The organism is Lentibacillus amyloliquefaciens, assembly GCF_001307805.1.
GTDB classification, from domain to species: domain Bacteria; phylum Bacillota; class Bacilli; order Bacillales; family Amphibacillaceae; genus Lentibacillus; species Lentibacillus amyloliquefaciens.
The window spans coordinates 700,610-723,475 of record NZ_CP013862.1; the positions used below are offsets into that span (position 1 = coordinate 700,610).

23 protein-coding genes and 1 pseudogene are annotated in these 22,866 nt (G+C 39.2%); 19 read left to right on the forward strand and 5 right to left on the reverse strand.

The window, feature by feature from the left end; translation table 11 throughout:
• Positions 1–12: 12 nt before the first annotated feature.
• The 4 genes from AOX59_RS03515 (at position 13) to AOX59_RS03530 (ending at position 4,117) form a co-directional block, all read left to right on the forward strand.
• Complete coding sequence (locus AOX59_RS03515; protein ID WP_068441914.1) at positions 13–531, forward strand: acetone carboxylase subunit gamma; 519 nt, start codon at positions 13–15, stop codon at positions 529–531.
• A gap of 384 nt (positions 532–915) precedes the next feature.
• Positions 916–1,794: a beta-keto acid cleavage family enzyme gene (locus AOX59_RS03520; protein ID WP_068441917.1), complete on the forward strand. Its 879-nt coding sequence runs from the start codon at positions 916–918 to the stop codon at positions 1,792–1,794.
• A gap of 553 nt (positions 1,795–2,347) precedes the next feature.
• Complete coding sequence (locus AOX59_RS03525; RefSeq protein ID WP_068441920.1) at positions 2,348–3,244, forward strand: glycine betaine ABC transporter substrate-binding protein; 897 nt, start codon at positions 2,348–2,350, stop codon at positions 3,242–3,244.
• 102 nt (positions 3,245–3,346) lie between these two features.
• A complete protein-coding gene (locus AOX59_RS03530) occupies positions 3,347–4,117 on the forward strand; it encodes an SDR family NAD(P)-dependent oxidoreductase (RefSeq protein WP_068441923.1) in 771 nt (256 codons plus the stop codon).
• A gap of 475 nt (positions 4,118–4,592) precedes the next feature.
• Here AOX59_RS03530 and AOX59_RS03535 read toward each other — a convergent pair whose 3' ends face one another.
• The 3 genes from AOX59_RS03535 to AOX59_RS03545 all read right to left on the reverse strand — a co-directional run bounded on the left by AOX59_RS03535 (position 4,593) and on the right by AOX59_RS03545 (position 6,656).
• The gene (locus AOX59_RS03535; protein ID WP_068441927.1) at positions 4,593–5,138 is read right to left on the reverse strand and encodes a TetR/AcrR family transcriptional regulator; all 546 of its coding nucleotides are present in this window, start codon (positions 5,136–5,138) and stop codon (positions 4,593–4,595) included.
• A gap of 373 nt (positions 5,139–5,511) precedes the next feature.
• Complete coding sequence (locus AOX59_RS03540; protein WP_068448115.1) at positions 5,512–6,150, reverse strand: hypothetical protein; 639 nt, start codon at positions 6,148–6,150, stop codon at positions 5,512–5,514.
• 29 nt (positions 6,151–6,179) lie between these two features.
• Positions 6,180–6,656, reverse strand: coding sequence for a gamma-glutamyl-gamma-aminobutyrate hydrolase family protein (locus tag AOX59_RS03545; RefSeq protein WP_082684115.1), 477 nt, complete (start codon positions 6,654–6,656; stop codon positions 6,180–6,182).
• Positions 6,657–7,008: 352 nt separating this feature from the next.
• Here AOX59_RS03545 and AOX59_RS03550 point away from each other — a divergent pair, with 352 nt between their 5' ends.
• The 13 genes and pseudogenes from AOX59_RS03550 to pdxA all read left to right on the forward strand — a co-directional run bounded on the left by AOX59_RS03550 (position 7,009) and on the right by pdxA (position 18,634).
• On the forward strand, positions 7,009–7,203 hold the full coding sequence (locus AOX59_RS03550; RefSeq protein ID WP_156418631.1) for a hypothetical protein: 195 nt from the start codon (positions 7,009–7,011) through the stop codon (positions 7,201–7,203).
• A 433-nt stretch (positions 7,204–7,636) separates the two neighbouring features.
• A complete protein-coding gene (locus AOX59_RS03555) occupies positions 7,637–7,879 on the forward strand; it encodes a hypothetical protein (protein ID WP_068441937.1) in 243 nt (80 codons plus the stop codon).
• On the forward strand, positions 7,876–8,247 hold the full coding sequence (locus tag AOX59_RS03560) for a hypothetical protein (RefSeq protein WP_068441940.1): 372 nt from the start codon (positions 7,876–7,878) through the stop codon (positions 8,245–8,247). The genes AOX59_RS03555 and AOX59_RS03560 overlap by 4 nt, the downstream gene beginning before the upstream one ends.
• Positions 8,248–8,361: 114 nt before the next feature.
• On the forward strand, positions 8,362–9,012 hold the full coding sequence (gene radC, locus AOX59_RS03565; RefSeq protein ID WP_068441943.1) for a RadC family protein: 651 nt from the start codon (positions 8,362–8,364) through the stop codon (positions 9,010–9,012).
• 374 nt (positions 9,013–9,386) lie between these two features.
• Positions 9,387–9,779, forward strand: coding sequence for a hypothetical protein (locus tag AOX59_RS03575; RefSeq protein WP_068441949.1), 393 nt, complete (start codon positions 9,387–9,389; stop codon positions 9,777–9,779).
• A gap of 125 nt (positions 9,780–9,904) precedes the next feature.
• A complete protein-coding gene (locus tag AOX59_RS03580; RefSeq protein WP_068441951.1) occupies positions 9,905–10,192 on the forward strand; it encodes a hypothetical protein in 288 nt (95 codons plus the stop codon).
• Between the two features lie 100 nt (positions 10,193–10,292).
• Positions 10,293–10,849 (forward strand): annotated as a pseudogene (locus AOX59_RS20185) (AAA family ATPase); the annotation flags it as partial.
• Positions 10,850–10,978: 129 nt separating this feature from the next.
• The gene (locus tag AOX59_RS20190; protein WP_237049416.1) at positions 10,979–11,416 is read left to right on the forward strand and encodes a hypothetical protein; all 438 of its coding nucleotides are present in this window, start codon (positions 10,979–10,981) and stop codon (positions 11,414–11,416) included.
• A 75-nt stretch (positions 11,417–11,491) separates the two neighbouring features.
• A complete protein-coding gene (locus AOX59_RS03590) occupies positions 11,492–12,934 on the forward strand; it encodes a vWA domain-containing protein (protein ID WP_068441955.1) in 1,443 nt (480 codons plus the stop codon).
• Between the two features lie 624 nt (positions 12,935–13,558).
• On the forward strand, positions 13,559–15,121 hold the full coding sequence (locus AOX59_RS03595) for a sigma-54-dependent Fis family transcriptional regulator (RefSeq protein ID WP_068441958.1): 1,563 nt from the start codon (positions 13,559–13,561) through the stop codon (positions 15,119–15,121).
• A 210-nt stretch (positions 15,122–15,331) separates the two neighbouring features.
• A complete protein-coding gene (locus AOX59_RS03600; protein WP_068441961.1) occupies positions 15,332–16,315 on the forward strand; it encodes a 2-keto-3-deoxygluconate permease in 984 nt (327 codons plus the stop codon).
• Positions 16,316–16,344: 29 nt separating this feature from the next.
• Complete coding sequence (locus AOX59_RS03605) at positions 16,345–17,649, forward strand: four-carbon acid sugar kinase family protein (RefSeq protein WP_068441964.1); 1,305 nt, start codon at positions 16,345–16,347, stop codon at positions 17,647–17,649.
• Positions 17,639–18,634, forward strand: a complete 996-nt coding sequence (pdxA, locus tag AOX59_RS03610; RefSeq protein WP_418000780.1) for a 4-hydroxythreonine-4-phosphate dehydrogenase PdxA — start codon at positions 17,639–17,641, stop codon at positions 18,632–18,634. Before AOX59_RS03605 ends, pdxA begins: the two co-directional genes overlap by 11 nt.
• A 135-nt stretch (positions 18,635–18,769) precedes the next feature.
• Here the strand turns inward: pdxA and AOX59_RS03615 are convergent, their stop codons facing one another.
• Positions 18,770–19,708 carry a thermonuclease family protein gene (locus tag AOX59_RS03615; protein WP_068441971.1) on the reverse strand — a complete coding sequence of 313 codons (939 nt, stop codon included), beginning with the start codon at positions 19,706–19,708 and terminating at the stop codon, positions 18,770–18,772.
• A gap of 205 nt (positions 19,709–19,913) precedes the next feature.
• On the opposite strand from AOX59_RS03615, the gene AOX59_RS03620 reads away from it, so the two are divergent.
• Positions 19,914–20,270 carry a hypothetical protein gene (locus AOX59_RS03620; RefSeq protein WP_068441974.1) on the forward strand — a complete coding sequence of 119 codons (357 nt, stop codon included), beginning with the start codon at positions 19,914–19,916 and terminating at the stop codon, positions 20,268–20,270.
• Between the two features lie 132 nt (positions 20,271–20,402).
• Here the strand turns inward: AOX59_RS03620 and AOX59_RS19975 are convergent, their stop codons facing one another.
• Positions 20,403–20,708: a hypothetical protein gene (locus AOX59_RS19975; RefSeq protein ID WP_169792856.1), complete on the reverse strand. Its 306-nt coding sequence runs from the start codon at positions 20,706–20,708 to the stop codon at positions 20,403–20,405.
• 213 nt (positions 20,709–20,921) lie between these two features.
• Here AOX59_RS19975 and AOX59_RS03630 point away from each other — a divergent pair, with 213 nt between their 5' ends.
• Positions 20,922–22,814, forward strand: a complete 1,893-nt coding sequence (locus AOX59_RS03630; protein WP_169792857.1) for a BglG family transcription antiterminator — start codon at positions 20,922–20,924, stop codon at positions 22,812–22,814.
• The last annotated feature ends 52 nt before the right edge of the window (positions 22,815–22,866 follow it).

The following is a 22,866-nucleotide window of genomic DNA, read 5'->3' on the forward strand; positions in this document are numbered from 1 at the left end:
GGAGTGATAACGATGGCAAGCTATGATAAGGAAGTAATTCGTGACTTAATTGACGGTACGCTGCCTTGGCAGTCGACGAAATCAATTATGAGTCAGTATAAAGACGACGACCGGTTTTTCAAGTACATCGATATTCTTCAAGAACGGGTGAAATTTAACGACCAGATCTTGTTGCCGATTGGCGAGCATTTGTATATTGTTGCTAAGAAAAGTGAGCCTCAAGGCGAGCGAGTTGTTAAATGTGGCTGCGGTTATGAGTTTGGTCATTACACTAACAACTGGAAGTTAAACGCTGTGATTAATGTTCGGGATGAAGAAGAAGAGATTGCTGAAATCTATCCCGGACGTCATAGCTATGATCCGGACTGGATGGAAATTCGTGAGTTTATTTGCCCGGGCTGTGCCACGCTGCTGGAAGTGGAGGCAGCGGCTCCTGGCTACCCGATCGTTTTTGATTTTCTGCCGTATTTAGAGACCTTCTATCGCGATTGGCTCGGTCGAGAGCTGCCAGCCGAGCCTACAAGGGATTGACATCACGTGTTGTGATAAACCAACAGGTTTCATGTATCTTGTCGGCGGACAGAGTTTTCATTCGTACCATAGAGAAAGTTATCCAAGAGTTTGATCCGATCTCAGTCATGTAGACAGTGAAAATAATAATGTTAAACGGTTTTGGCTCTGTACTCAAAAGAGCTAAGACCGTTTATGTATCTTGAAACGTCTACGGTTATAAAAATATTGAGAAACTAAAACAGGATCCAGCATTAACCGAAGATGATGACCGTGCAATGAATGAAATGATTTCTGAACTTCATGAATGAATAAAATACTACGATTGGATCCCCGGAGTTGTGGGATATTTCAAAAGTGGCGAGATTTTCAAGCATGTACTTAAACAAACAGGAGGTGGTAAAGTTGAATAAAAATGTTATTTTATCATGTGCTATATCAGGAGCAGGTGACACGACTGCAAAAAATCCGCATGTGCCAGTAACACCGAAAGAGATTGCTGATTCAGCTATCAAATCAGCAAAAGCAGGAGCAACAATTGTTCATCTCCATGTACGTGATCCGGAAACAGGTAAGTTGAGTCATGACGTTAATTTGTTTCAGGAAACAGTAGAACGAATACGCGAGTCTGAAACGGATGTCATTATTAATATAACATCCGGTGGTGGCGGTGATTGGATTCCAAGTGAAGAAGATCCGACAAAAGGTGGTGTTGGCACTGATATTCAAACACCTGAAGAACGTCATGAGCCAGTTGGAAAATTACTTCCCGAGTTGTGTACACTTGATTGTGGAAGTATCAACTTTGGAAATATGCTGTACGTGAATCCAACTGATTGGTTGCGAAAACAGGCAAAACTTGTGAAAGAAAGTGGCGTAAAACCAGAATTAGAGTGTTTTGATACTGGTCAGGTTAATTTTGCTAATCAATTAATTGAAGAAGGTCTCATTGATGGTGATCCCTTATATCAATTCTGCCTTGGTATACCATGGGGAGCTGCAGCTGACGCTGAAACATTGTCCTATATGAAGAGCCGAATACCGGGAAATGGCAAATGGGCCGCATTCGGCACTGGCCGCATGCAAATGCCGATAGTGGCAGAATCAGTTCTGCAAGGAGGTCATATTCGTGTGGGATTGGAAGATAATCTTTATCTTAAAAAAGGACAATTAGCTAAAAATGAACAACTTGTTGATAAAGCTGTAGGCATTGTACAGGCTCTTGGCTCCGATATAATGACACCGAAAGAAGCGCGTGAAGAGTTAAACCTTATGACACCATGAAGAGAGAAAAATGGATGGGATAATGCGGGGCAAACAAAGGATGCGTCATTTATTAAAGCAGTTTGGTCCAGCATTAAATTACCGTGGACAAAGCTGAAAGCACCTGAACTAAGAGAGGAATTGGCAGATAAATTAATTGCTAGTTGTAAAAATCAAATCAGTCATACGGAAATGGTGAAAATGGAAAACACGCGTTATGAATGAACAAATGCTCATGGAAATAGTAAGTCTATAGACAATATGAAACCGTTTCCGAAAGCAATCTATTAACAAATTTAAGGTTGGCAAAACGTCATACACTTGATGAACAACCAAAAGAAGCAGAGCGTGTGATAAGAATCAAACGAAAGCAACGCTATAACCCTTAATATAACTACGTTAAAAATGCCGACAAATATAGTAAGTATATCAAATAAGCCATAAGCTTAATCTCATCTAAGTACAATCAATAACAGATTTATGGAAGTAGCGTAGCTTCCATACGTTCTGCAGCAACTAATAAAGATTGCGAGACTGATACATCAAAAAATGTGGACTTAGGGGAGGTTTATACATGAAGAAAACTGTTATTTTAATAACAATTTTCTTATCAATAGCTATGTACGGCTGTACACCAAGTGGTGGTTCAGAAGCTACTGGTAATAGCAATGGTGCAGAGAATGAAAAAAAGAACAAACCAACATTAACTTTAGGCGTAACACCATGGACAAGTACTGTGCCACCAACGGAAATAGTTAAGATAGTGTTAAAGGATATGGGTTATAAAGTAGAAGACACTGAGGCTGATCTTGGAGTTACTATGGCGGGTCTGTCAAAAGGGGATGTTGACATATTTATGGATTACTGGGATCCACAACACAAGCCCTATTTAGACGAATTTTCCGATTCAATAGAGGTGGTATCTACAAGTTATGATGATGCAGCAAGAGGAATAGCAGTTCCTAAATATATGGAGGATGTCAATGATGTTGGAGATTTAAAAGGTATAGAAGACACAGTAAATAATGAAGTCTTGGCAATTTCAGAAAGTGACCCGACAGTAAAAGAAATCCCAAAGCTAATTGATATATATAATCTGGATATGGAAATGATTAATTCCTCAGAGGCGGCTATGTTGTCAGCTGCTAAATCAAAAATTGAAAAGGAAGAACCTGTTGTACTGTTTGGATGGCGTCCACATAGCATGTTTAATTTACTTGATATAAAATTATTAACAAATAAAAAAGCTCCAGAGGTTTTAACACCCTCTTCTATTCACGTTCTTGCTCATAAAGAATTGAAAGAAAATGCACCCGAAGCTTATGAATTTTTAAGTAATTGGAGTATACCCATTGATGACATTGAAGATATGATTATCAAAATTGACAATGGAGAAGATCCTGAAGAGATAGCACAGGAGTGGATTGATGATAACCAGGATAAGATTGACGAAATGAAGAACAGCAAATGATTGCATGACATCAATCACGATGTTGTATGTAAATAGAGATAATGAAGGCTAAACACTTTTGGTAAAAATTATCTCATAAGCTAATAATAGGAGGATGTTCATTTGAATAGATTAAAAGATAAGGTTGCTATCATTACTGGGGGAGTTGGGAATATTGGCAAGGAGACTGCTCAACTCTTCTTACAAGAAGGAGCTAAAGTTGCGATAGTTGATTTGTCTAACGAAGCATTGACGTCAACAGTAGACGAATTAAAAACATATGGGGATATTATTTCTATCACAGCAGATGTTACTCAAGAAAAGGAAGTTAAAGATTATGTACAAACAGTTTTAGATAAATGGGGTAAAATAGATGTATTCTTTAATAATGCTGGTATAGAGGGTGACGTTAACGGAATTACCGATTTTGATCTTAATGCTTTCAAAAAAGTAATCGATGTAAATCTAATTGGTTCTTTTCTCGGGCTTAAGCATGTATTGCCAGTTATGCAGGAGCAACAATTTGGAAGTATCATTAATACATCTTCAGACGCCGGATGGTCTGGTGATGGAGGCTTAAGTGCATATGTTGCTTCAAAGCATGGTGTGGTAGGTCTTACAAAAACAGCAGCCTTAGAAGCTGCCGATGATAAAGTTAGAGTAAACAGCATTCAGCCTACTGGTGTAGATACAAGAATGATGAATGAACTTGAAAAAGAATATGTAACTAAAGGAGTCTCAACCTCTATAACGGATGAAGCAATTCCATTTGGTCGCTATGCTAAAACCATCGAATTAGCATATTTAATATTATTTCTAGCTTCTGATGAAAGTCAATTTATCACGGGAAGTCAATATACTATAGATGGTGGGCGATCAGCCTTATCGAGATAGAACCAAAAAGATTCTAAGCCAAATGTTGGGGCTAGCTGTTCGCTCACTCCTGTTTGGGACTGCTGAATAAGTTATATCTTATCCAATCATAATAGAAATTTTCTTTTGTAGCCCGAAAACAGGTTTCCGGCTATAAAATATAAAAAGCACAAACAAGTACCACGGAGAGTCTTTTCAAGGTTCATAATCAAGAATTGGATGGAATTGACCGTTTCACTTGTTGCTTGAAGGCATGATGAAATAAGGACCAAGCCAATATTTTTAGTCACTTGCGGCTATTTAACATAAAGCGAGATTCCTTGTTATTGGTGGATTTTTTGTTTGTTCAGCAGTCCCTAAATAAAAAGAAAACCATAGCTTGCTATCACAATAATGGAAGACAAGAGTTGACTAAAACTTGCTTGGTTTCAGAGTTGTTGTTCCTATCACCTCTCCGACCGTAGCAGTAATAAGATAATATTTGCCCGCCCTATGTTCAGTCCTCCTTCGTTAACTGGATGAGTCTTTCTAGAACACGTTGACGGCGATCATCTTCTAATGGGGCCAAATCAAAAATTTCGGAAAACCAAAGACCGTCCACGGCTAGTCTTAAAATAGTAGCGTTAATGGGATCGAGACCATCGTTGTCAATATGATCCTGCCATTGTTCATAAGCATCTTGAATAGGCTTCAATAAATCTCGATTGATTGTGGCCGCCGCCATTAACCCAGCGTCCATATCTTTATCGGGATTTCTCTGCTCAAATGTTCCTTTGATAAACGAGCGAGTCCATCTACCTCTAGGATGCTGTAATGTATCCTGATCAACATTCTTTTCGATATTATCTATATAACTTTGCATGGGATCTTGTACCATACCGGCGACTAAGGCATCTTTGGACGGAAAATGATATAATAGCCCTCCCTTACTTACACCGGCTTTCTCTGCTGCAGCTTCGAGTGTTAAATTCAATATCCCGTCTGATTGTACGATATATGCCGCCGCCTTGAGAATTTTAGAACGCGTGTCATTTTTAGACATAAACATATTCCTTTCGAATAACCTGAGTAACCTTCTACTTTTATTATACCTTCCAGAATGAGTGATAGTCCATTATAAATATAATTATTTTGAATTTATCCATAGTTGTTTTGGCTTTGATTTTCTGAACATGAAGTCAGCGGAGGTGGTTTCTCATGACTACTTCACACGTCTATTGAAGTTCATGATTGTTTCGTTTATACTAGTCATAGAAGGAGCCCCTTGGTATGTTTTTTGTTTGGTCACTTACAACATTACCAAAGGTTGGGCTCTTTTTCATTTATTTCAATTTCACTTTTTGGGTGATCAGCGTTAATGCTCATAAGGGATCACAGAAGGATATGGTATGAAGCTATGAATAATTCGGGACAATTTAAATCAGCTTCTCTATATTCTTTCGATCGCAGTTTCCAGCAATGCCCGGTTTTGAGATAAGATAATTTATAATTTCTGTATTTTCCAGTCCTACCGTTGTTTTTAAACCGTTAATGATCATGCTTAAATATTCATCAGAAGGTTTATTAAACGGAACATCTAAGTTCCAGTCAGCTGTAAACGTAAAGATTGGATACCCCTCGGCTTCACCTGCGTGTAAAATCGTTCCGTACCATGAATCCCTGAATGTTTCAAATCCATTTACCATAACGTCCTCTAAATCGATTTCCAAATTTAATCCATTATTTTCTTGTTTCACGACGTCCATAAACTGCTCCACTGTTATGAGATATTTTGTGCTGTATGTATAGTGCTTTTCATCTTTATCCAATCCTATGAAAGCAACGCCTTGCTGCTGCCAGCGATCTGATTCTTTTGCAAAATATAACGGATAGTGCATAATATATGTTGCTTCATTTACTGGAGGAGACTGATCCCTGCAGCCAACCTCCACTTTTTCAGACCCCGCGGGTTTTCCGCCTTTTATGTAACATAAAAATCTGTCTCTGTTTAAATTAGAACCATAACTGGCATACCACACATAATCTTTACCTGTTAGTCTCGTATCAATTACCATCACATCCCTTAAAGCTTTTCCTTCATATGTCAATCGACTGTTATGTCTTTGTTGCTACACTCATAAATAAACGTTTTGAAGAAGCCTTGCATATATGGATCCTCGCTGGCCATCTCCTCAGGATTCCATTGAACACCCATAAACAGTGAAGACGATTGATCGACTGCTTCAACTGCTGCAATGATACCATCCGGTGCAGCTGCTGCTGTTTTAAGACTGGATCCGAGCTTGTCAATGGCCTGGTGGTTTATGCTGTTAACTCGAATCGATGACTTATTGAATATGTCATATAGCCGACAATTTTCCTCAATCTGAATATCATGTGTCGCATCATGTCTTTCGGCTTGCTGATAATGGCTGATAGCTTGAGGAATTTTGGTCTCAATGTCTTGAATGACTGTTCCACCTAAAGCCACGTTTAAAACGGTATTACCTCTGCAATGGCAAAAATAGGCTTTTTTTGTTCCAGAGTAGTGTAGTCGCTTTATAAATTCTGTTATTTCAATGGATGCGCACGTGTACGCTTGCTAAAATTCAATAGCCTGATTTCTCAGTAGAAATACTGGGGAATGAGACCATTTACTTATCATTCAATCTGGAACTAATTCTTGTCTTAATTTGTCGAATTATGGTATATTTGCCATTGAATTATTGAGAGATTAAGAGACCCATATCAACATTGTTTAAGAAAATCAAAGATAAAGATTATTTATAGAAAAAAATTAAATGTTGGAAGCTAAGCTATACACCTGTCATATTATTAGATTTGTATATAACAGTATAACAATGGGATTATTGAAAGAATAGTCTATTAATAATTAAAAATTGATAAGGGTGATTTAGTTGAAGGTTAATGACATGGATAAGTTCCAGGTAACTGAGCGAATTAACGAGGTTAGGCGAATATTTGATGATCCGCAGGCTGATATATTCGATGTACCTTTCGAAATTTATGAAGAAATTAAAAATCCGCCAAGGGATAAAGATGGTTATGTTCACAAGTATTATTTAACAGACGAAATAAAGGGATTGATTGAAGCATTGACAGGATGAAAATAATGCTTGGTAAGAAACAATGGTGAGTAATTGCGATAAGTGAAAAGAGAGGTTAGTTACCTGTAAGAATTTGCTCCAAATGTATTTGACATTATCTGAAAATTCAAGTATGCTAATTGTATAATAGTTAAGTGTTTCAGTTACTCAGTTTGTTTAAAGGTCGTAATACCTTCAATATAGAAGGAGATTCGGCAAAAAAGTGTTTTTTACCTTCGTATTCCAAGATTCTACCCTTGATTTGGGAAGGTTAGGTTGACGTTTTAAACGTCCAAAAAATGCACACGTTGTGTGACTGAATTCAAGTAAATATTGATAAAAGTAGTATTGCTGTTGGCAATGCTTTTTTTCATGATAATAAAAAAGTCGATTGATTCCTTCGGGGATTAGTCGGCTTTTTTTATTATAAAAATATGTAATAGGAGGGAGCTGCATGTCACATGCATGGTTCCGAAACCAAAAGAAGGTATTCATCGCTTATGCTGATGGAACTAAAAAGAACCAATTTTTGGTGCGGAAAGGGAAACAGTACTTCCACTTATCCAGCCAAAAAGAGATTAGGAAGTTAAGTCTCAAACAGGCTTATCAGATTTTTCTCATGATCTCAACCAGGGAAGTGGAATTCCGTGGGATTGGTTCATTTCAAAACTTACGAAAAGGAGCTGGTATCAAATGAGTACGGCAACGGAACTTCAGAGGCAGGAACTTCAATCACAGGAAGATGCTGCTCAGCTTGCGAATGAAATCAACCGTTTGGAAGCTGCACTGAAGCAGATGAAAGATGAATTGAAAACCTATGTGAAAGCGTATGGAAGTGTGGATACAGGTGACGAAGTCTGGGATTTCTATGAATCTGTTTCATGGAAATTCGACCGGGACTATTTAAAGGAACTGGCAGGCGAAATCGCTATGGAAGGAATTGATCCCTGGGAGATGCTGAATATATCCAAAGCCAATATCAATAAGTTGGGCTGGGATGAACAACGGCTTTCCCAATTGGGTACAAAAAAAGTGACGCAGAGATTTACGTCACGAAAAAATTAAAATAATCTACTACAGTTAGTATAACTAAAAACAAGCCTTCCATCAAGGCAGATAATCAGATGGCATGCAAGACAGGTGCCATCTGGTTCCTGTCTTCATGGAAAGGAGATAGACATGAGTGTAATTGAAAAGGCAAGAGAGGCCGTTACGGGATATGATTCGATTGGTGAACACGGCTTGATTAGTAACTACGATATGTTGTCAGTCGTTCTCGGTCCATTTGCCAAAATGGAAACAGTAGAAAGACTAAGTGCGTATTCCTTGCGTTTCCTGGCTGAGATGACCGTTAATGAAATCGAAGCTGAAGGGCTGACACATAATCAGGCGGTGACGCTTCATGCGGCCCTGCTTTTAGGTAAGCGGTCGATGCGGAGCAAGAAAGAACGGGGAACTATCATCCGTTCACCGGAAGATGTGGCGAATCACCTAAATAACGAAATGGGCCAGTTGAATCAGGAGCATTTTGTGACGCTGATGTTAAATACAAGGAATGAGGTAATGCATAAAACAACATTGTTTATCGGCAGTTTAAATGCATCAATTGTTCATCCGCGGGAGCTGTATCGTGAAGCGGTGAAATGCTCTGCTGCATCTGTGATTGTGGCGCATAATCATCCGAGTGGATCACCGCAGCCATCTCAGGAGGATGTCCACATCACCAGACGATTGGCGGAGTCGGGCAAAATGATTGGCATTGAACTGTTAGACCATGTTGTCATCGGGGAAGGCCGATTCGTGAGCCTGAAAGAGAAAGGCTATCTATAAAATCAATATGAAACGGTTCTTAAAAGACATGCTGGCAGGTGTTTAGCCATCCGGCATGTCTTTTTTTGATTCAAAAGCTAATAAAGAAGTGACTATAATGTTCATGAATGAAAATGTTAGATGTGGGAACTGTGGAGGTTTCCTGAATCGTGATGACACCCTTTTCGACGAACAAGCAGAAGTTTTTTTCTGCGATAACGATTGTTTGGACGAATGGGCGGATGATCATTTCGACGACATTATGAAGCAATACAAACGAATGCACATTTACGCAGGATAAAAAGGACTGGTAATTCGGCTTTTTCTTAGTCGACACTTAACTTGTTCTCACAAAACATGTTGCAGAGTCAACAAAAAAGAAAGGCATGATAAACATGAAAAACAAAACAAAATCAATGGGAATTGAATTAGCAAGAGAAATAGTGAAACATAATAAAAAAGTGGATGAAATGATAAGTCATAAAACATATGAATTTGACGTTTGGAAAGAGGAAGGAAAAGCTTGTGTGCAAACGGCAATTTGTAATGTTGGAGGCTGCGCTGCCCATTATTTAACATTTAGCAGTTTGGACAAAGCTAAAAGACAAGCCTCAATTATGACTATTCTTGGCGAGAAAATGCAAACAGTCGGCATATGTAATGAATGTTTAAATGACGGGGCAGATGATGACTGTTGCTCACATTGTGGGGGAGACAAAACGCCGGTATATGATGAATTTCCCGACTGGTTAAAGTTCTGTCCTGAATGTGATAAATATGTTGACTAGAGGAAGCATAAACCCCTTCCACTTTTAAGCTAACAAAAATAAAGAAAAATGCACTTAATTTCGATGACAAGCAATAGAAACAAATGAACAGTCACGCAGGCTAAATACACTTGGAGGAGAAACGTATGGTAAAAAGCTTCTTGACGGGCGTGACACCCGGTGTCGAATCCTATATGCAGGAAAATCGGATTCATCGGGATGACTTGCACGTCATGATAGAGACGGCGGTTAAGCATGCAGATAAAAGCTATTTCATTGCTTTTCACAAACAAATGCAGACAGCCCTTGTGACGGATGGGAACGATCACATTCTGGATAAGCTTATGATTCCTATACCGGAGACGATTTGGTTTGTCTTTGAATCAATCGATTCTGACGTCACATGTGTGGCGATGCTGCCGCGTGAATATTAATGTAAAAATGGTTGATTTAGGGGATGAACGCACGTTTTCTTATGGTTGTTCAATAAGAGAACGTGCGTCTTATTTTTTGGAATGAGAAAGGATGGTTGGCATGACTAACAATCTTGACAAACTAAAGGCTATTCAAAACGCATTAAACGCGAAGTATCTGGAACGGGAAACACAGGTCGAAGGGATGCTCGTGGCTCTATTGGCTCAAGAGCATATGCTCATGGTTGGTCCGCCGGGTACCGCCAAAAGTGCCTTATCAAACGAACTGACCGGTATCATTGACGGGGCCAGCTACTTCCAGTGGTTATTGACGAAATACACCACGCCGGATGAAGTTTTCGGCGGCATCATGTTGAAAGATATGGAACAGGGTATCTACAGGCATAATACCGACGCCAAAATGGCCGAAGCACATCTGGTGTTTCTCGATGAAATCTTTAAGGGGAGTTCAGAGATTTTGAAGCCCTGCTCAAAGCGATTAATGAACGCGTTTTTGAAAATGGCACAGAAGAAATGACTATGCCGCTGATGACGCTTGTCGGGGCAAGCAATGAATATCCTGAGGACGACGAAGGGCTTGAGGCGTTATTTGACCGTTTCTTATTACGGTTTGAAGTGGATGCCATTAAGGATCGTCAAAACCTGATAGCCATGATGAAAGGAACGGATCAGGAACAGGTTATGCCCCGTATTTCCCTGGATGAACTGAAAAATCTGCAGTTTCTTCGTGAAATGGTGGCGATTCCTGATCATATCTATGAAACACTGGCAGACATCTGGGAAGATATGCGGGATGAAGGCATCCATCCGTCAGACAGACGGCTGCAGAAATCATATGCCGCCCTGCAGGCCAAAGCATTGATTGAACAACGCCAGGTCGTTGACAGCGAGGACATTTTGTTTCTGGCACATGTGCTTTGGGAGAATGTCGATCAGCAACAGCAAGTCACCGATATTATCCGTCATCATGCACAGGATCCGGTCAGTCATACACTGGAGGTAATCCTTGAAGAGGCACAGGATATAATGAATGGATCGGCTAACGGCCATTCAACGGAAAATGTTCTGGAAGCGACGCAAAAAATGAAATCACTCGCTCAGGAGATTACCGATTTAAAAACGAAGTATCCTGAACGGGAAAACGAATTAAATGCGGTTCATAAGGAATTGAAACAGTATTTGGAAGAGCTGACCAATTCGGTGCTGGAACCGATTGAGTCATAAAATGAAATCATAAGAGAAGGTGAAATGCTGAAGTGCAGGCTTTGGCATTTCACTTTTTTAAAAGGAGACGATAACATGAATGAACAAGCATGGCGTAAGCAAGTGTCGATTATCAATAACGACAAGTTCGATAAACGACGGTTTCAGAAGCTATATGATATGTCACAGGGCTTGCAGAATTTAAATAAATTTGATGCCCCTTTTCCAACATTCGGATCTTTGTTGAATGATATCTGGGGCTCCTTATACAAAATGAAACCTGAATTGAAAGAAAGAGAGAACGTATCCAAAGCATTTCAAACGAATCATGCATTTATGAAGCGGATCGTGGATGATGAGAACTTTGAACGTTACCGGGAAACGACACGCTTGGATGACTTAGCCTCAGCCATTGGCACAGTTCAATTCGGAAAGAAGACGCATGAATGGCTGGAACACGAAAGAGAACAAAATGAAGCGTTGGACCAGCAGATGCGGGAATTGAATGCCATGCAGCGCCAGCTCGAACGGCAGCGTCAGGAGCACGGGGCTGGGAACGAAAACCAAAACCTTCAGAAAGAATTGCAGCAACGAACAGAGGAATTACAGGAAGTTATCGATCAGGCACTCAATCAACGTAATAGTGGGTTTGACCAAGCAATGGAACAGGCGATGCAGCAGACACAGGATTCAAAGCAAAACCTGAAGGCCCTTGTGGGTGGTGCAAAAGCTGGAAGCGGAGAAGGTGAGCTTAAAAAGGTCCCCCTCCGCGATCAATTGGCATTGGCTGAGCAGTTAACGGATGATGCTCGAATGAAACAGATAGCTGAATGGGCGGGACGATTTAAGCAAATTGCCAGGAAGAAGCAAAAATCCAAACACCAGAAGGCAACCAGCCGGCATGGTGTCACACGCGGAAATGACCCAGCCAGATTATTGCCTTCGGAACTTGCTTTGTATAGGAACGAAACAACCCGAACGGAATTTCTGCGGCGGTTCGCGGGGCAAAGAAGTCGTCAGCATGACACGGGAGGCAAGGATATATTAGGAAAGGGACCTATTGTTCTATGCTTGGATCAATCAGGCAGCATGCAGCCCTTAGATACACAAGCCAAGGGGTTTACTTTAGCTCTGATGAGTATCGCGAAAAGAGAGAAACGTGATTTTGTGTTTATCCCATTTTCAGGCAGTGCTTATAAGTATGTCTATAAAAAGGGGAAAATAAATGGAGAGGACATGGCAGCACTCTGCCAGTATTTTATAGGCGGTGGAACAAACTTTGAATCGGCATTGCGGAAAGGAATAGAAGTGATTCAATACAGCAGCTTTAAGAAAGCTGATATTATCTTTGTAACGGACGGAGAAGCTCATGTTTCAGATGATTTTCTTGATTTCTTTCAACAACAGAAGCAGGAGAACGGTTTTCATGTCCTTTCGCTTTTGCTTGGAACGAACAGAAATGTGGAACAGTTTTCCGATAAGGTTATGCAGATAAGAGATTTTAGTGATAAAGGTAGTTTCTCTGCCTTTAAAATTTAGTGACGTGGAATAGGCCCCGACATTGTTCGGGTTCTTTTTTTATGCGTGTGAAGCTGATAGTTCAATTGCAAAATTGATGAGCATTTTCAGTAAGGCGTTTTAGAACAAGAAACATCACTCTAATTTCACTCAAATAGGTAAACGCTTTAATTTTTGAGTGAACATGCGCATTAAGTCATAACATGTTATTTTTGAACCATTTAGGTATTGTCCCGTGATCATGCTTTAGATGTAGTTATGGCGGGTTTTTTAAGGATCCCATTATTCACGTTCACAGTATCAACTCTTTGCAGTGGAATGAGAAAGGAACCGCCATAAGAGAACATTGATGGTTGATGACGAACACGGGGTACAAATAATTATATTAGTATTTCAGATGACATTAAATGGTTTATGTGTAATAATTGAAGTGTTGAAATGTGCAACAAGTGAGGGATATGATGATAAAAACACTTCTAATTGCCCCGTATCAAGGGTTGGCCGAAACGGCTAAAAAAGTTGGTGCACCAGGCGATATAGATCTGGATGTAACGATAGCTAATCTTGAAGAAGGTGTGAAAGCGGCAAAATTAGCGGAAAAAACAAGGATACGAACTCATCATAAGTCGTGGTGGAACAGCCACTATGATTCAGAATGTTGTTTCGATTCCTGTCGCTCATATTGATATAACCGGATATGATATGTTGCGTGTTTTCACCCTCATTCGTGGAATAAAAGAAGGGGTGGCACTCGTTGGTTATCCGAATATTTCTCAGGGGGCATCCACAATATGTAACATATTAGAATTTGATGTGAAAATGATTACAATTAAATCAAGGAATGAAGTGAGAGACAACTTGGAGGAACTGAAGCAACAAGGTTTTAATGTAGTGATTGGTGACGTTATCACCGTTCAAGTTGCAGAGCAGGTTGGGTTACGTGGTGTTTTAATCACTTCTGGAAAAGAAGCGGTTACTGATTCTTTTGAAGAAGGAAAAAGGATATATAACTTCTTTCGCAGGGTAAACAGCCAATTTTATTATTTTCAGGAAACCTTCAATGCGATGCCTTTTCCAATTATTTTATTGAATAAAGATGCCGAAGTGATTGAAAAAAATTTAATGTACGAACAAGATAATCAGTGTCATGAAATTTTAGAGTCACCAGATATATTGAGAGTAATTAAGCGGGTTCTCGAAAATGAAACAAATCAGTGGGCTGAAATTGAGGGTGAAAATATAATATATGAAATACAAGCTTATCTGGTAAGTATGTCAGAGACTATTGTAGGGGTTAACATTCATGATTCATTAATAAAAGCTGATAATAGAGCTTTTAGAATCATTGGTAATCCTGTGCATATCCCAATTATTGGAGATAGTGACGAGGCCAAGCGGTTAAGGAATAATATACAACAATTCGCATATACTGATGCAAATGTGTGTGTTATTGGGGAATCGGGGACTGGTAAATATACAGTTGCACAGGAATTACATTTTGAAAAATCTGGTCAGGAATCTCCTCTTATTGTTATTGAGGGAAGTTATTTAACTAATAATACTGAAATAGATAAACTACAAACTAAACTTACTACTGTAAAGCACGGAACAGTTGTAATAAAAGACGTTGAATCGGTGTCAACTGAAATGCAAGATGCTATTAAAAGCTTATTACGAGACATACCAACAACTATGAAAATTATTGTGCTTGCTAATGAATCGCTTGATTATCTTGTACATAACAGAGTCTTCGATAAAGAGCTTTATAAAAAGATTTCTAATCATGTCATACATCTTTCACCATTACGTGATAGGAAAGAAGATATTAGAGCTTTTGTTGATTATTTCCTAACTGAATTTCATGCTGAAAATGGTAATGAAACAGTGGGTATGAAACAAGATGCAATTGAATATCTTTTGGAGTTTGAGTGGCCGGGCAACTTGTCTCAATTAAAAAAAGTAATTCAGGAATTGAGTATGATGACGACAGATAATTATATAGAACTTTTCCATGTTAAGAAATTAATGAATCAATATGAACCAGTGTCGATGTCTAAAGATAATTGTTTACCGCTTGATGGAACGTTGGAAGAAATTGAGCAAAAAGTCATCAAACAAGTATTGCAAGAAGAGGGAGACAATCAATCAAAAGCGGCAAAAAGATTGAATATCAATCGTTCTACTTTATGGCGAAAGTTAAAGAATTAATATTGCTCATATTTAGAGCCCTAGAAAGGGTTCTTTTTTATGTGCATGTTTAAATGTGCAATACTGTTTAAGTGTTTTCAGTGGTGAAATAGGGTAAATAAAAAAAGTGTTGCATTATATATCAATATGTTTTAATATATTAAATATGAAACCGCTTTATATATTACTTTATGTTTAATTATTAAACAATATTAATAGAGGGGGATAAACATGAGAATTAAAGCATCAATAGAAAAAGTTCCTGGAGGTATGATGGTAGTTCCGTTATTGCTTGCGGCAACACTTAATACCGTCGTTCCTGATTTACTTAGGATTGGCAATTTTACACAGGCATTATTTGTAGATGGAGCAAACACGCTAATCGCACTATTCCTATTATGTACAGGGGCTCAGATTAACTTACGTAATGTTGGAGTTAGCCTTGGTAAAGGTGCAACATTGTTAGCGACGAAATGGGTAGTAGGTGCAATCTTTGGTCTTATTGCATATATGTTAGCTGGAGATAGTGGGCTTTGGTTAGGTTTAGCACCAATTGCGATTATTGCTGCCATGACTAACAGTAATGGTGGTTTGTACGTAGCGCTTGTTGGTCAATATGGTGACAAAACAGACCGTGCAGCATACTCATTACTTGCGTTAAATGATGGTCCTTTCTTTACGATGGTAGCGTTGTCTATATTCGGTGCTATGGGATTTGTTGATGGGTTGTTTTCATTTGTATCATTTATCGCAGTGTTGCTACCTATCATTGTTGGTATGGTGTTAGGTAATTTAGATGAAGAAATGAGAAAGTTCTTTGATAAAGGGAGTGCCATGCTAATTCCGTTCTTTGCCTTTGCGCTTGGTATGGGAATCGATTTTGGTGCAATTATTGAAGGTGGATTGTCAGGTATTGTTCTTGGTTTAGCAACTGTATTCCTAACTGGTACTGCAGGATTCTTCATTTTTAAAGCATTTAAGTGGAACCCGATTGCTGGTGCTGCAGAAGGCTCAACAGCAGGTAATGCAGTGGCAACACCTGCCGCGATTGCAGCTGCCAGTGCAAGCTTTGCTTCACATGTTGACCTTGCTACAGTTCAGGTTGCAGCATCTACTGTTACAACTGCTATTCTACTGCCGTTATATATCGGTTTTCTAGTGAAGCGGTTAGAGAAAAAAGGCGTAAAAGTACCAGACGACTATGTTAATGAGTAATATAATTTGTTAATAAATGAGGAATCAACATGAAATACAATATAGGTATTATTGCAGATGATTTAACTGGCGCAAATGATAGTGGTGTTCAGCTTACAGAAAAAGGTATAAATACTTCCGTTCTTTTTGACATCCCGGAAGGTCAAGATAACCTTGATAACGGAGTTGTGATCGATACGAATTCACGAGCGTTATCTAAGGAAAAAGCAGCTTTTAAGACGAAGCAAGCTGGTCAGTTTTTAAAACAAGCAGGTTATTCATCTATTTATAAAAAAATGGATTCCACCCTGAGGGGACACATTGGAACTGAATTGCAGGCCCTTTATGATGTATTTAAACCGGAGTTTGTATTCATTGCACCGGCTTTTCCTCCACTTGGCAGAACAACGAAAGATGGTATACACTATGTCAATGGTGAAAAAATAGCTGAAACTGAAATATCAAACGATCCGAAGCATCCGGTAACGGAATCGTCTATCCCTAAGCTTTTGGAAAAGGATATGGGACAACCGGTCGGATTGTTAAGTAAAGCAGATATTAATTTAGACTTAACCTCTTTTCGGGAAAAAATGAATAGCTTTAAAAAAAATAAGCTAAGCTATATTGTTTGTGATGCAGAAACACAGGATGATTTTAAAAAAGTTGTACAAAAAATGCTTATGGTATCAGAGTCTATTGTTTGGGCAGGATCTGCTGGTCTTGCAGAAGTGCTTCCGGAAATACTTGGAATTAGTGAAAAGACAGATAAACGATTCTTTTTTAAATCTAATCATGTTATGACAGTTTGCGGAAGCTTATCACAAGTAACTCAAAATCAAGTGCGTTATGCAATCAAACAGCCCAATATAACTGCTGTGGAATTGGATCCATTGCAAATTTTTGGGAATGATTGGGAAAAATATAGACAGAATAATATTGTAGACTTGCTTGAAGGATTAGAAAATGGGAATGATCTTGTTTTATATGTTCCTTCTAATAAAGAGGTAAGGGAACAAGTTATGGAAGTCGGAAAAAGCCTTAATTTAACAGGATACCAAATGGGAGAACGTATTTCCGGAGCGATTGGCGAAGTCGTGGCAGCAGTTGCTGAAACAAATAAAGACTTGAGTGGTTTTGTTCTAACAGGCGGGGATACAGCAAAAGATACCTCGAGTCACTTAGGTGGAATTGGCTTCCGTTTAATCAAGCAGGTTGAAGCAGGAATTCCATTGGGGACATTAATCGGTACAGATCTTGAATATACAGTTGTAACAAAAGCAGGAGCATTTGGAAAAGAAGCTTCGATTTATAATGCAATGCAAGAATTGAAGGGAGTTTATAATGATGGGGCATAAACCAATAGTAGGTATTACGATGGGGGACGCTTCTGGAGTAGGACCGGAGATTATTGTGAAAAGTTTACAAAGTAAACATGTATATGAACAATCTCACCCGATTGTAATTGGTGATGCGAAAATCTTGAAGCGTGCTGCAGAATTGCTAAGTACTGAATTAACGATAAAAGAAGTAGATAGTAACTCTGATTTCACAACACGTTTTGGAGAAATAGTTTGTTATGATCTTGATTTACTGCCAGAAGATTTGCCATTTGGTCAGGTTTCTTCGGAGGCTGGAAATGCAGCTTTTGAATATCTGAGAACTGCTATTGAACTCGCAAACAATGGTCGAATTGATGCAATTTGTACGGCTCCTTTAAACAAAGAAGCATTGCATAAAGGTGGACATATTTATCCGGGGCATACAGAAATTTTAGCTGAGTTAACAGGTACGAAAGACTTTTCCATGATGCTTTCTTCACCTAAATTAAAGGTGATTCACGTAACCACTCATGTGGGTCTTATCGATGCTATAAATATGATTAATCCGGAACGGGTTCAAAAAGTTATACGTTTAGCACATGAAACACTTACTAATGCTGGAGTCAGTCAGCCGAAAATAGGTGTATGTGGGATTAACCCTCATGCCGGAGAAAATGGATTATTCGGCAATGGAGAAGAAGAAGAGAAAATCATTCCGGCTATTGACCGCGTAACTGAAGAAGGACTAAATGTTGAAGGACCACTCCCGGCTGATACGTTATTCTTCCGTGCGCAACGTGGTGACTTTGATATTGTAATCGCAATGTATCACGATCAAGGTCATGGTCCAATTAAAGTTTTGGGACTTGAAGCTGGAGTGAATATTACAGTAGGTTTGCCAATCATCAGAACAAGTGTTGACCATGGGACGGCATTTGATATCGCAGGCACAGGCGTAGTAGATGAAAGAAGTATGCTAGAAGCCTTAAGACAAGCGACTGAATTAGCACCGGAGAAATAGCAAGTTCTATCATTACCCCATTTATGTAATGTAATCATAAATAATCCTCATCTACAAGTATACTGCACCCCAAAAATTAGAGTGAAAACTAATTTTTGGGATGCTTATTTATTATTTCTTAATACAGGGAAAAATTCATGGTAATGACTCACATACCCTCCCGTCATTATCACTGCCATCCAAACGATGTTGATCCGCCTCAGGCCCGCCGGCAGCTTCAAAGAACGCCTGTGCAGCCTGCTGTGTATCAAAATCGCTGCAATCCCGGTCCGGTCCATTCGGGGCATAGCCTGATACGGGTGATGAATCATCGGAATTGGAAGAATCCGATGTGGTATTATCCTCCGATTCACTCGATTGAGAGGCAAAACCATCCGGTGTGACATAACCTTCGATACTCCAAATACCAATATCATTATTGCGTGCATTTACTTCTGCTTGCTGAAATGATTTCTGATGGGTATACGGTGGGTCATAAACATATGCATAACGGGCTAATCCCTTTTTCAACAATCGTTTGTTGAAATTCTGGCCATCGTCCCAAATGTAGCCTAACAGGCGATCATAATGATCTCGTTTAGGCCCGTCAAATTCGATTTTGACGCTTTCGCCGGGTGTTAATGTGTCTTTGGCAAATTCGGAAGCCTCAGGTCCAAATGGCTGAACGGGCTTGGAAGGGTGTACGGTCTCCGGTGTGTCCACCAACAGCAAACGCACGTCTTCAGTTGAACCATTGTACTTCACTTCGATTGTATCTCCGTCAACAACACGGGAGATGGTTGCTTTTTCAGCGTCCTCCGGCGCATTATTTTGCTGTGACGTTGATGTGCCAGACTCAGAATCATTGGAATTAGCAGCGCTTGCTTCCCGATCGGGCTTTTCTTCACCTTGTTTTGCTTCATCAGCCTTTTCTGTCGTTTCTTTATCATCCCTTTGGTGTGTTTGCTCTTCCTGCTGCGTACCATTAGCTGACTGAGAGCTGTCATCGGCACACCCCGCTATACCAAAACTAAAGAGCATAAGGATGAGAAGCGGTAAAATTCTTGTAGTGCGTGTCTTAACCTGTTTCGTCAATTTAAAGTTGCCTCCCAACGACCTGAAGATAGTGTATCTTTATATTAATCTAATATTTGTCATTTGTTAACCATTCTGTCAACATTTCACCTTGAAGGTCCCATTGTTTTCGACCAAAGTACAACAGGGATTCTTTGGGAGAGAATAGACGATAGCAACTTAATATTATACAATCAAATTAATATGGTAAATAGGGGAGTCATTAATGATGAATGATTATCTTATTTGGATAATCTTCAAAAGGTTTCATTGCGGGGGAACCCATCACCGCTTATTTAAGAGAATAATTAAAGGCTTTGACCAGTTTCATGTCAGCACACCCTTCAATGCCAAACGAAAAGTGTTTAAACATTACCGCAGTGCTACGCAGTCAATGGTAAGAGAATTGAACGTCAATATTAAAGGTATTCGCGGTAGTATGGGAACAAAAGGATTCAGGCCAGTTTTTATGTGGGAAGGCGATACCCCTGTATTGTGTTTTAAAAGCCGGGAATGGGCTTTTCACTGGACGTCAACAGAATATGAAAAGAGAACAGGTTTTAAAGCCTCTTCTGTAGAGTAAAGGTTGCCAGAGGAAGTGTAGAAGAAGGAAAGTGAAAGCACGCCTGGCAACCCTTTATGCATTTGCTTGATAGATAAGGGATATAAATCATTAAAAGTAAGCGATTACAAACACGTGGTCAACATTATAGAATCAATCACCATTGTTTAGTTTGTTATTGATAAATGCGGTCATATGTTTGTTTAAGGGCTGAAGAGACTGGTATGATTTTGTGATCTTATGAATGATTAAAGGACGAAATTCGATCTGCCATGGAAAACGACTTTTAATTTCGGGCAAGACATAGGTTATGTAGTCGTTAAAGGACCTGCAATTAGGGCTTTCATGCATATTCATAATAAACTTTATCTGCAGTTTGTGGTTATCGTTATAGATGTCATGCTCCAGTACATCAAATTTTTCAAATGCATCATTTAATCGGGATTGAACCAGGTTCATGGAAAATTTATCGGTTTTAAAATATAAGGTTGTTTCTCCAATTATTTGTAACATAGTTATCACCCGGTTAAATTATAGCATAACTTTGGAATATATTGGTTAGTTTCGTGGGGATAAAACAGCAGTAAAGACAATACACAAAATTAAGCGACATATTCCCGATTTTTTCAAGAAGGTGAGGGTAATGTCATGAACTCCCGGATGGTTGACATAATGAAGCTGCTCAAAGCGGCTGCTAATAACCCTGTGACAAGTCGGCAAATTTCTGCTGAAATGCAGATGAGTACAAAAACGATCAGGAACGATATTAAAGCGTTGAATGAGATACTGGTCGACTATGGAATCCATATTGATTCATACAGGGGAAAAGGTTATCGGCTAAGTATGAAGGAAGAAACGGCTGTTGAGCAATTTTTTCAGGAGTACACAGAAGGGGCATTGTCTCCACCCGCGGAACCAGAGGAGCGTATTATTTTTATAATGGAGAAACTTTTGCTTTCCTCTGAATATGTAAAAATGGAAGATTTGGCTACGAAGTTGTTTGTCAGTCGTTCAACTTTGCAAAGTGATTTGAAAGCAGTCCGTCATATATTAAAAGATTATCGCTTAGCTGTTGATCATAAACCTAATTATGGCATTAAAGTAACGGGGAAGGAAACGCAAATCCGGTTTTGCATCTCAGAATATATATTTAACCAAAAACCAATACCATTGGAAGAACACTGGTTAAATTTATTGCCGTTTCAGGTTATGGAAATCATCAGGGAAAGCATTTTAAAACATCTTCGAGCTGACCGCATTATCATTTCAGATAACAGTCTGCAAAATCTACTAACGCATATTGTGATTGCTTATAAACGGATTTGTGACAATCAAACGGTTCGGATGGTCAAAAGAGATTTTCATGAGATCAAAAATGAAAAGGATTTTTTAGTAGCACAGAAGATTTTGAATGATATAGAGCAGCATCTTGAGGTTCAGTTTTCTGAAAATGAAATTGCCTATCTATCCCTTCACTTAAAAGGAACAAAATTATCGTCCTCCGTTAATCAAAGCTATGACGTACATTCGCTTCTGGATCGTGAGACACAGGTCATTGTAGGCAAGATGGTTCAACGGATTGATCGCGAATATGGCCTGCGGCTGTCAGGTGATCAAGAACTTTTTAAAAATTTGAGTTTGCATTTAGAACCGGCCATTACTCGATCTCGGTATCAAATGAACGTTCGCAACCCCATGCTTGGGGAAATCAGGATGAAGTATCCCCTGTCATTTGAAGCTGCCCTCACCGCAGCTGATGTAATCAATGAAAGACAGAACATCAAGGTGAATGAGGATGAAATTGGGTATATAGCACTTCATCTGGAAGCTGCTCAGGAAAGGGCAAAAAGTTCTGTTTTTGCGCGGAATCGTTGCCTGATTGTATGTGCGTCCGGGCTTGGTAGTGCACAGCTGCTTTTGTATAAGTTGAAAAACAAATTTGGGGCAAAGCTTGATATTATCGGAACGATTGAAAACTATAATTTAAACAATCAGTCCGCGGAAAATGTTGATTTCATTATAAGTACGATTCCAATTGAAAAGACGTTATCAGTTCCAATTATTAAAGTGAGCACAATTCTTGGAGACAATGATGTATCTGCTATTGAACACGTTTTAGACAAGCCATCAACAGACATGGAAAAATACATCATTCCCGAATATACTTTTCTCAATCGGGACTTTCAGACACCTGAATCGGTTATTCGTTTTTTGACAGAAACCCTCATCAAAGATGGAAAAGCCAATAAGGAGTATACGCGTTCTGTACTGGAAAGAGAAAATCTGGCGCCGACATGTTTCGGTAATCTGGTGGCGCTTCCACATCCGCTTGAACCTGGTACGGAGAAAACGTTTTTAGCTATTGCCACGTTGAAAAGGCCAATCAAGTGGGCGGATAAGCTTGTTCAACTCGTAATATTGCTCAACGCAAACAAAGCAAAAAAAGAAGATTTAAAGCCCATGTTTCATTCATTGGGTAGATTGACCGATGACCAGCAGGTAGTATCCCGTTTATTGGATTGCAAAACGTTTGCAGAACTTTATGAAACAATTATAACGTTTTAACAATATTTATTATATTATCATTGCCTTAAAAGTGTATTGATAAAACGGGTCA